Genomic DNA, 7,799 nt, shown 5'->3' on the forward strand with positions numbered 1-7,799 from the left:
AGTTGAGATCGGCCGGGGTTCGTCTGAACGCACCTGCCCGGTTGTTGCCGTTGAGACCTGGATGAAACTCGCCAAGATTGCCCACGGCCCCCTCTTCCGACGTGTGACCGGCAAGGGCAGGGCTGTCGGTCCCGAACGGCTCAAGGACCAGGAAGTCGCCCGTCTCGTCAAGAAAACCATCCTTGCCGCTGGCATTCGTGGTGAACTGCCAGAGGCTGAACGTGTGAAACTCTTTTCCGGCCACTCGCTGCGCGCGGGTCTTGCCACATCCGCCGAAGTCGATGAACGCTATGTGCAGAAGCAGCTTGGCCATACATCCGCCGAGATGACGCGCCGCTATCAGCGCAGGCGCGACAGGTTCAGGGTGAATCTCACAAAGGCAGCGGGGCTTTAGAGAGGCCTATTCTCCAAGCAGGCGCGCAAGCATATGTCTTATGTGATCCTGAGCGCCATAAAAAATGGCTGCAACGATGATTTTGCGGTTGTCCTCCACTGGCAGAAACCAAACGGCTGCCTTGTCGCGCCGCAGAAAGCGTATTCCAGGATAAATATCGTCTCTTATAGTACCTATCTTGGGCGTGTCAGTCAGGCGGTTGATCTCCTTCTGTAGCCTTCGAATGCGAGCAGCAGCATGCTCCAAGGCCTCTTCCGGCGCCTCCCCAAGCTCACAATAAGCATCAAACAGGTGATCGAAGATCAGTTCAAAATCACGCTCGGCTTCCTCTGCGTATTCAAGGGTCCACACGAACAGTCCGTCGCTTTCGCTCAATCATTGCCGCAACCCGATTTTCCATTTTGACATTAGAAATCGTCGGCTCTTTCAAACGCCGCTGAAGCAACTCACGCAGCGCCGCTGTTTCGACAGCCTCGGCTTCCTTCTTCTGGCGAAGCAGCTCCAGTCCCTGCTGAAGGACAGAACTCATGCTGGAATATTGGCCATTTTCGACCAGAGAACGGGCAAAGGCATCCTGCTGGTCTGTCAGCGAAATCGATGACTTAACACTCATCCTGCTGTTTCCTCAAGTTTCCATGCTACTCAGTAGCATATTTGATATATCTCAGACAACCCTGTTGAACCTTGCACCTGCAGACCGCTTCGCTATATAGTCACGTTGGTCATTATGGTTTTGGAGAGCCTGGATGTCATCAAAAGCGGAAAACCACACCGATTGGACAGTTGCGGGGGCCAAAGCGCGACTTTCTGAAGTCATTCAACGCGCGCAATCATCGCCTCAAACCATCACGCGAAACGGAAAACCGAGTGTTGTGGTCGTCTCGGCTGAAGAATGGGAACGCAAGACAAGTCGCAAAGGTACACTTGCGCAGTTTCTCATGGAGTCCCCTCTTCGCAATGCTGACATTGATGTTGAACGTCAGCACGACGAACCACGCGACCTCACGCCGTGAATCTGCTTGTCGACACGAATGTTCTGTCGGAGGTAACCAAGCCGCAGCCGGATGTAAACGTTCTGCAATGGCTGGATACAATCGACGAAGATAGAACGTTCATCAGCGTAATCTCCATTGCCGAAATTCGTCGTGGCATTGTGCTGTTGGACGAAGGGCGCAGACGAAATGCACTTGAGGAGTGGCTCTCACACGATCTTCCTCAACGTTTTGAACATCGTATCCTGCCTGTCACCGAAAAAATCGCCGAGACATGGGGCGATCTGATGGGACATGCAAGACGAACCGGTCGCGGTCTCTCCTCAATGGATGGGATAATTGCAGCAACTGCAGTTGCTCATGAGCTTTGTCTTGCGACACGTAATATTAAATATTTTCAAGGACTTGGTGTTGAATTATTCGACCCGTGGCAGCAGGCTAAACGTTAAATGCGGCTAAAGATCTAACACTTCGATTGCCCGTGGCACCCCCTCCCCTCGTTTCAAAAAAAACCCGAGCCACCTTGACCGATAAGCCATGACGCGATTAGCTTGAAGCATTCACCAGGGGGGTCCCGCAAGGGGCTGAGATTCTGCTGGGCCGTTTCAGGCAGCGCAGTGACCCTATGAACCTGATCCAGTTCATACTGGCGTAGGGACGGTGCAAGCGCTGCTGACATTGGGAAACCGTATAAGGATTCCTGCCAGACGTCTTTCCATCATTCCGGCTTCGAACTGGGTCTCCAACTTGAAACAAGTGGAGCCTCAAAATGAATATCGCCGCCAAAAACCTCCTCCCCTCTGTATCGACAGGCCCGTTTCCAGCATCGACAAAGGTCATGCTGAAGGGTGAAATACACCCGGAAATACGTGTTCCAATGCGCCAGATCGCCGTTCATCCAACGGCTGGCGAGCCGCCAGTGACGGTTTATGATTCGTCCGGTCCCTTTACCGACCCCGCACAAACAATAAACATCGAAAAGGGTCTGCCTCGTCTGCGCGCAACGTGGATTGCGGCGCGCAGCGACAGCACAGCCTATGAAGGCCGTCACGTCAAACCGGAGGATAACGGCTTTGCTGCAGGCGAGCGTCTCACGCCGCAATTTCCCAACCTCTCCAAACCCCAGCGTGCGATGAACGGCAAGGCGGTGACGCAAATGGCCTATGCACGGGCGGGCGTCATCACCGCCGAAATGGAGTTTGCCGCCATTCGCGAAAACATGGGTCGGCAGGCTTCGCTTGAGAAAGCCGTGCGCGATGGCGAGGACTTCGGCGCTTCCATTCCCGACGTCGTGACGCCGGAATTTGTGCGAGACGAGATTGCGCGCGGACGGGCGATCATACCCGCCAATATCAACCATCCCGAATTGGAGCCGATGGTGATCGGCCGCAACTTCCTGACGAAAATCAATGCCAATATCGGCAATTCAGCCGTCACGTCCTCCATGGCCGAGGAAGTGGAAAAAATGGTCTGGGCCATCCGTTGGGGGGCTGACACCGTGATGGATCTTTCCACCGGGCGCAACATCCATAATATCCGCGAATGGATCATCCGGAATTCACCCGTACCGATCGGTACGGTTCCGCTCTATCAAGCGCTTGAAAAGGTTGGCGGCATAGCTGAAGACCTCACCTGGGAGATCTACCGCGACACCCTGATTGAGCAGGCGGAACAGGGGATCGACTACTTCACCATCCATGCGGGCGTGCGACTTCATTACATCCCGCTCACCGTCAATCGCGTGACCGGCATTGTCTCGCGTGGCGGCTCAATCATGGCCAAATGGTGCCTTCATCATCACAAGGAAAGCTTCCTTTACGAGCATTTCGAAGAAATCTGCGATATCTGCCGCGCCTATGACGTTTCATTTTCGTTAGGCGATGGCTTGCGTCCCGGTTCAATTGCGGACGCCAACGATGCGGCACAATTTGCCGAACTGGAAACGCTGGGTGAGTTGACGAAAATTGCGTGGGCCAAAGATTGTCAGGTGATGATTGAAGGTCCGGGCCATGTTCCCATGCACAAGATCAAGGAGAATATGGAAAAGCAGCTTTCCGTCTGCGGCGAGGCACCTTTTTACACACTTGGACCGCTAACCACCGATATTGCGCCTGGCTACGACCATATCACCTCCGCAATCGGGGCTGCGATGATCGGCTGGTTTGGAACGGCAATGCTTTGTTACGTGACACCGAAGGAACATCTTGGTCTGCCTGACCGAAACGATGTTAAAACCGGCGTCATCACTTACAAGATCGCAGCCCATGCCGCCGACCTGGCCAAGGGGCATCCAGCAGCAAAGATGCGCGATGATGCGCTTTCGCGCGCGCGCTTTGAATTTCGCTGGGAAGACCAGTTCAATCTGTCCCTGGATCCTGAAACCGCCTGCGCCATGCACGATGAAACTTTGCCGAAGGAGGCGCACAAGGTCGCGCATTTCTGCTCCATGTGCGGACCGAAATTCTGCTCGATGCGCATCTCACACGACATTCGCGCCGAAGCGCAGAAAGAAGGCATGGAGGTCATGGCGCAGAAGTACCGCCAAGGCGGCGGTCTTTACATGCCGGTGAAAGAGTGAGATTGCGCCATGCGGATTTTGATCAAAGGGGCGGGCGTCACCGGGCTGACTGCGGCCTATGCACTCGCCAGGCGCGGTCTTCAGGTGGAAGTGAGCGAACGTTGCGCCCTGCCCGGCCCAGGCGCATCCCACTGTGCCGGTGGAATGCTTGCCCCCTGGTGCGAGGGCGAGACTGCACCCGACCGGGTGGTTGAAGCAGGAAAACTCAGCATTGACTGGTGGACAGATGTCCTGCCCCATCTTGTCAGACGAAACGGGACGCTTGTTGTTGCGCCTGCCCGCGACACCCAGGAGCTTGAACGCTTTGCCAACCGCACCAGTCATTTCAAGTGGCTGGGCGAGGACGAAATCGCCCGGCTGGAACCCGCCCTTTCCGGCCGTTTTCGCCGCGGCCTCTTCTTTCCCGGCGAAGCCCATCTGGACCCGCGCTCAGCCCTGGCTGGCCTTTACGAAAAGCTGTTGGAACACGGCGTCACCTTCCACTTCAATGCGCCCGAACATCCGGAAGCCGGCTTTTCCAAAGTGGTGGATTGCACCGGCAAAACCGCAATCCGGTCCGGTTCTGGCTTGCGGGGTGTGCGTGGTGAAATGCTCCATCTCCGCACACCCGATATCAGGCTTTCTCGACCGGTGCGTCTGCTCCATCCGCGATTTCCGCTTTACGTCGTTCCGCAGTCCAACCGCCGGTTCATGGTTGGTGCAACGATGATTGAAAGCGAGAATGAAGGTGCCATCTCCGCCCGGTCGCTAATGGAATTGCTAAACGCCGCTTATGCGCTCCATCCGGCATTCGGCGAGGCGGAGGTTCTCGAAACAGCAAGCGGCATACGCCCCGCTTATGCCGACAACATTCCGGCCGCTCACGGCACCGGCAAACACATTTCCATCAACGGCATGTATCGCCACGGCTATCTGATGGCCCCAGCGCTGGCAGAAGAACTGGCAGAGTGGTTGGTGCAATCACACCATGCATTGGAGGCTGCTCAATGAAAATTATCATCAACGGTGAGACTCGAGAAACCAGCGCCAAAACACTGGCGAACCTGCTTGCCGATCTTGATTACGAAGGCGAGTGGCTGGCGACTGCCGTCAACGGCGAACTTGTGCAGTCAGCCACCCGCACGAAATATCGCCTGGCAGACGGCGATCGTATCGAAATTCTTTCGCCGATGCAGGGAGGCTGAACATGCTGAAACTTTACGATAAGACGTTCCAATCGCGCCTTCTTCTCGGCACCGCGCGCTACCCCTCACCTTTGATCATGGAAGAGGCAATCCGCTCGTCCCGTGCTGAGATCGTGACTGTCTCGCTGCGCAGGGAAATGGCGGGCCATCAACAGGGAAGCCAGTTCTTTGAAATGATCCGCGCCTTGGGCGTTCAAATCCTCCCGAACACGGCCGGATGCCACAGTGCCAGGGAAGCCATTTTGACAGCCGAAATGGCACGCGATGTTTTCAAGACCAACTGGATCAAGCTGGAGGTCATCTGCAATCATGACACACTGGCACCTGATGTGTTTGGCCTGGTGGAGGCAGCCAAGAGCCTTTGCGCCAACGGTTTCGAAGTCTTCCCGTACACGACAGACGATTTGGGCGTGGCGGAACAATTGATGAGGGCAGGATGCAAAGTTCTTATGCCCTGGGCCGCGCCCATTGGTTCTGCGCGTGGCCCGGTCAATCCTTCCGCGCTGAAATCCATGCGGGGCTATTTCCCCGAAATCGTCCTCATTGTGGATGCAGGCCTTGGTCGCCCATCTCACGCTATGCAGGTCATGGAGTGGGGCTACGATGCCGTGCTCCTCAACACGGCCGTGGCCGGCGCAGGCGATCCAGTGGCCATGGCATCCGCCTTCGCCGCCGCCACTGATGCGGGGCACAAGGCATATGAAGCCGGTATGCTGGAGCCCCGTGATATGGCAGTTCCGTCCACGCCCATCATCGGACAGGCGGTGTTTTCATGAAACTCGATCCGTTTTACCTCATTGTGGATAGCGCAGATTGGATCGAAAGACTGGTGCCTTTGGGCGTCAAACTTGTCCAACTGCGTATGAAAGACAAGCCTGCCCGCGAAATCCACGCACATGTAGCGCGTGCAAAAACAGTCTGCGCCGAACACGGCTGCCAGTTGATAATCAATGATCACTGGCAGCTGGCCATCGAGGAGAAATGCGACTTCATTCATCTCGGTCAGGAGGATTTGAAGAGTGCCGACTTAAGAGCGATTTCCGATGCCAAGCTAAAACTTGGTATCTCGACACATGATGCAGACGAACTGGCGATCGCCCTTTCTGCCAAACCGGATTACGTGGCGCTTGGCCCGATCTATCCAACAATTCTCAAGAAGATGAAGTGGGCTCCGCAGGGGCTTGAAAAAATCCGGACATGGAAGCGAGAAATCGCGCCGCTTCCGCTCGTTGCAATCGGCGGTCTCAATCCGGATCGCCTCACCGGCGCTTTTGAAAGTGGCGCAGACAGTGCCGCCGTCGTCACAGATATTACGCTCAACTCCGATCCTGAGGCGCGCACCCGTGAATGGCTCGCGCAAACAGCGCCATGGCGATAAATGGAAAACCTCATGTTCTGATCATAGCAGGTTCGGACTCTTCGGGCGGTGCCGGAATTGTGCGCGACATCGAAACGGTTTCTGCCTTCGGGCTTAAATCCTGCACGGCAATAACGGCAGTCACCGCTCAAACCCACGACAGGGTCGTTTCCGTCATTCCGATGAGCTCTGATCTGGTGGAAGACCAAATGCAAGCCGCCCTCGCCGCCAATAATGTCAGAGCCATCAAGATCGGAATGCTGGCCAACGCCGCTATCGCATCGAAAGTCGCCGACGTCTTAGCGCAACGTCCGGACATTCCTGCCATCCTCGATCCCGTCTTGATTTCGTCCTCCGGCAGTCACTTGCTGAGCGAGGAGGGCGCGCACGTTCTTCTCAGCCGGATTTTGCCCATCTGTACGCTGATCACACCGAACTTGCCGGAAATTACCACTCTGACCCAAGTGGAAGCCGACAGCCATCCATCGCTTGAGAACGCTTGTTCGAAGCTGTTGCGACAGGGCGTGCAAGCTGTCCTTGCCAAAGGAGGGCACGCGGTTGGAGAAGAGGCTGTGGACTGGCTCTTTCGCGCAAAGTTCCCATCAATCGCCTTTACTGGAAAACGCTTTTCCGCAGACATGCGTGGCACCGGCTGTATATTGTCAGCTGGGATTGCGGCGGCGATGGCAGACGGCGCCTCACTGGAAACCGCCGTCTTTTCCGCTAAAGAACATTTGAACACACTATTTTCAACGCTCGCCAACGAAAGCTCGGATGCCGTCATCAATTGATTGGCAAAGCTGCGCAGCATTTTGTCACCCGGCCCTTTGCAGAGATCCGCCATTGGCTCTGATCTGCGCCATCAACATGGGTCCAAGGGAGAATTCTTCGCGCTCTGCTCTTCGGGTGAGGTCCCGGAGGTAGCCGCCTGCCGAATGGATGAGGTTCGTCCGTTCAAGGATACAGGCCATGACCGTTGCGGCATTTTCAGGTCCCAGAACCGAGCATGCCTCCTCATATGCTGAAGGTGACACGCCGAGCATGGATCGAACGATAACGGCTGCGGACATGAGATCACGCCAGGACGATATTTCGCCTCCCGGACCATAGTCGGCAATTTGCGGGCAGGCGGAGAGAACCATGCCAAGCGGGTAGGGCTTCAATACAACGGTTGTGTCGCTGGATTTTCGCGGGCCCACCCTTGCATCCGGGGCATTTGCAGCGCTCTCGATTACGCCCTGACTCTCCTCGTTAAACGGCTGGGCGGCCTTTCCGTCGTTCTTAACCGAAATCT

The 7,799-nt window shown here is 55.9% G+C and carries 12 protein-coding genes and 1 riboswitch; of the genes, 9 read left to right on the forward strand and 3 right to left on the reverse strand.

The window, feature by feature from the left end; translation table 11 throughout:
- Positions 1-394: tyrosine-type recombinase/integrase (locus NHF56_RS20170; RefSeq protein WP_252807997.1), on the forward strand; the 394-nt coding region annotated here is incomplete at its 5' end.
- Between the two features lie 6 nt (positions 395-400).
- Here NHF56_RS20170 and NHF56_RS20175 read toward each other — a convergent pair.
- Both NHF56_RS20175 and NHF56_RS20180 read right to left on the reverse strand, forming a co-directional pair.
- The gene (locus NHF56_RS20175) at positions 401-751 is read right to left on the reverse strand and encodes a type II toxin-antitoxin system RelE/ParE family toxin (RefSeq protein ID WP_252808019.1); all 351 of its coding nucleotides are present in this window, start codon (positions 749-751) and stop codon (positions 401-403) included.
- A complete protein-coding gene (locus NHF56_RS20180; RefSeq protein WP_252807999.1) occupies positions 732-1,007 on the reverse strand; it encodes a type II toxin-antitoxin system ParD family antitoxin in 276 nt (91 codons plus the stop codon). Before NHF56_RS20180 ends, NHF56_RS20175 begins: the two co-directional genes overlap by 20 nt.
- 133 nt (positions 1,008-1,140) lie before the next feature.
- On the opposite strand from NHF56_RS20180, the gene NHF56_RS20185 reads away from it, so the two are divergent.
- The 8 genes from NHF56_RS20185 (at position 1,141) to thiD (ending at position 7,296) form a co-directional block, all read left to right on the forward strand.
- Positions 1,141-1,407 (forward strand): type II toxin-antitoxin system Phd/YefM family antitoxin, encoded by a 267-nt coding sequence (locus NHF56_RS20185; protein WP_252808001.1) that lies wholly within the window; start codon positions 1,141-1,143, stop codon positions 1,405-1,407.
- On the forward strand, positions 1,404-1,835 hold the full coding sequence (locus NHF56_RS20190) for a PIN domain-containing protein (RefSeq protein ID WP_252808003.1): 432 nt from the start codon (positions 1,404-1,406) through the stop codon (positions 1,833-1,835). Before NHF56_RS20185 ends, NHF56_RS20190 begins: the two co-directional genes overlap by 4 nt.
- Before the next feature lie 106 nt (positions 1,836-1,941).
- Positions 1,942-2,062: riboswitch (TPP riboswitch) on the forward strand.
- Between the two features lie 93 nt (positions 2,063-2,155).
- The gene (gene thiC / locus NHF56_RS20195; RefSeq protein WP_252808005.1) at positions 2,156-3,964 is read left to right on the forward strand and encodes a phosphomethylpyrimidine synthase ThiC; all 1,809 of its coding nucleotides are present in this window, start codon (positions 2,156-2,158) and stop codon (positions 3,962-3,964) included.
- Between the two features lie 9 nt (positions 3,965-3,973).
- Positions 3,974-4,954 (forward strand): glycine oxidase ThiO, encoded by a 981-nt coding sequence (gene thiO, locus NHF56_RS20200; RefSeq protein WP_252808007.1) that lies wholly within the window; start codon positions 3,974-3,976, stop codon positions 4,952-4,954.
- Complete coding sequence (gene thiS, locus NHF56_RS20205; RefSeq protein WP_252808009.1) at positions 4,951-5,148, forward strand: sulfur carrier protein ThiS; 198 nt, start codon at positions 4,951-4,953, stop codon at positions 5,146-5,148. The genes thiO and thiS overlap by 4 nt, the downstream gene beginning before the upstream one ends.
- 2 nt (positions 5,149-5,150) lie before the next feature.
- On the forward strand, positions 5,151-5,924 hold the full coding sequence (locus tag NHF56_RS20210) for a thiazole synthase (protein WP_252808011.1): 774 nt from the start codon (positions 5,151-5,153) through the stop codon (positions 5,922-5,924).
- Positions 5,921-6,526: a thiamine phosphate synthase gene (locus NHF56_RS20215; RefSeq protein ID WP_252808013.1), complete on the forward strand. Its 606-nt coding sequence runs from the start codon at positions 5,921-5,923 to the stop codon at positions 6,524-6,526. Before NHF56_RS20210 ends, NHF56_RS20215 begins: the two co-directional genes overlap by 4 nt.
- Positions 6,496-7,296: a bifunctional hydroxymethylpyrimidine kinase/phosphomethylpyrimidine kinase gene (thiD, locus tag NHF56_RS20220; RefSeq protein ID WP_252808015.1), complete on the forward strand. Its 801-nt coding sequence runs from the start codon at positions 6,496-6,498 to the stop codon at positions 7,294-7,296. Before NHF56_RS20215 ends, thiD begins: the two co-directional genes overlap by 31 nt.
- 24 nt (positions 7,297-7,320) lie before the next feature.
- On the opposite strand, the gene repC is transcribed toward thiD, so the two are convergent.
- A partial coding sequence (repC, locus tag NHF56_RS20225; protein WP_252808017.1) for a plasmid replication protein RepC occupies positions 7,321-7,799 on the reverse strand: 479 nt, incomplete at its 5' end.

The sequence above is a fragment of the Rhizobium sp. L1K21 genome, assembly GCF_024055895.1.
In the GTDB taxonomy this organism is placed as follows: Bacteria; Pseudomonadota; Alphaproteobacteria; order Rhizobiales; family Rhizobiaceae; genus Ensifer_A.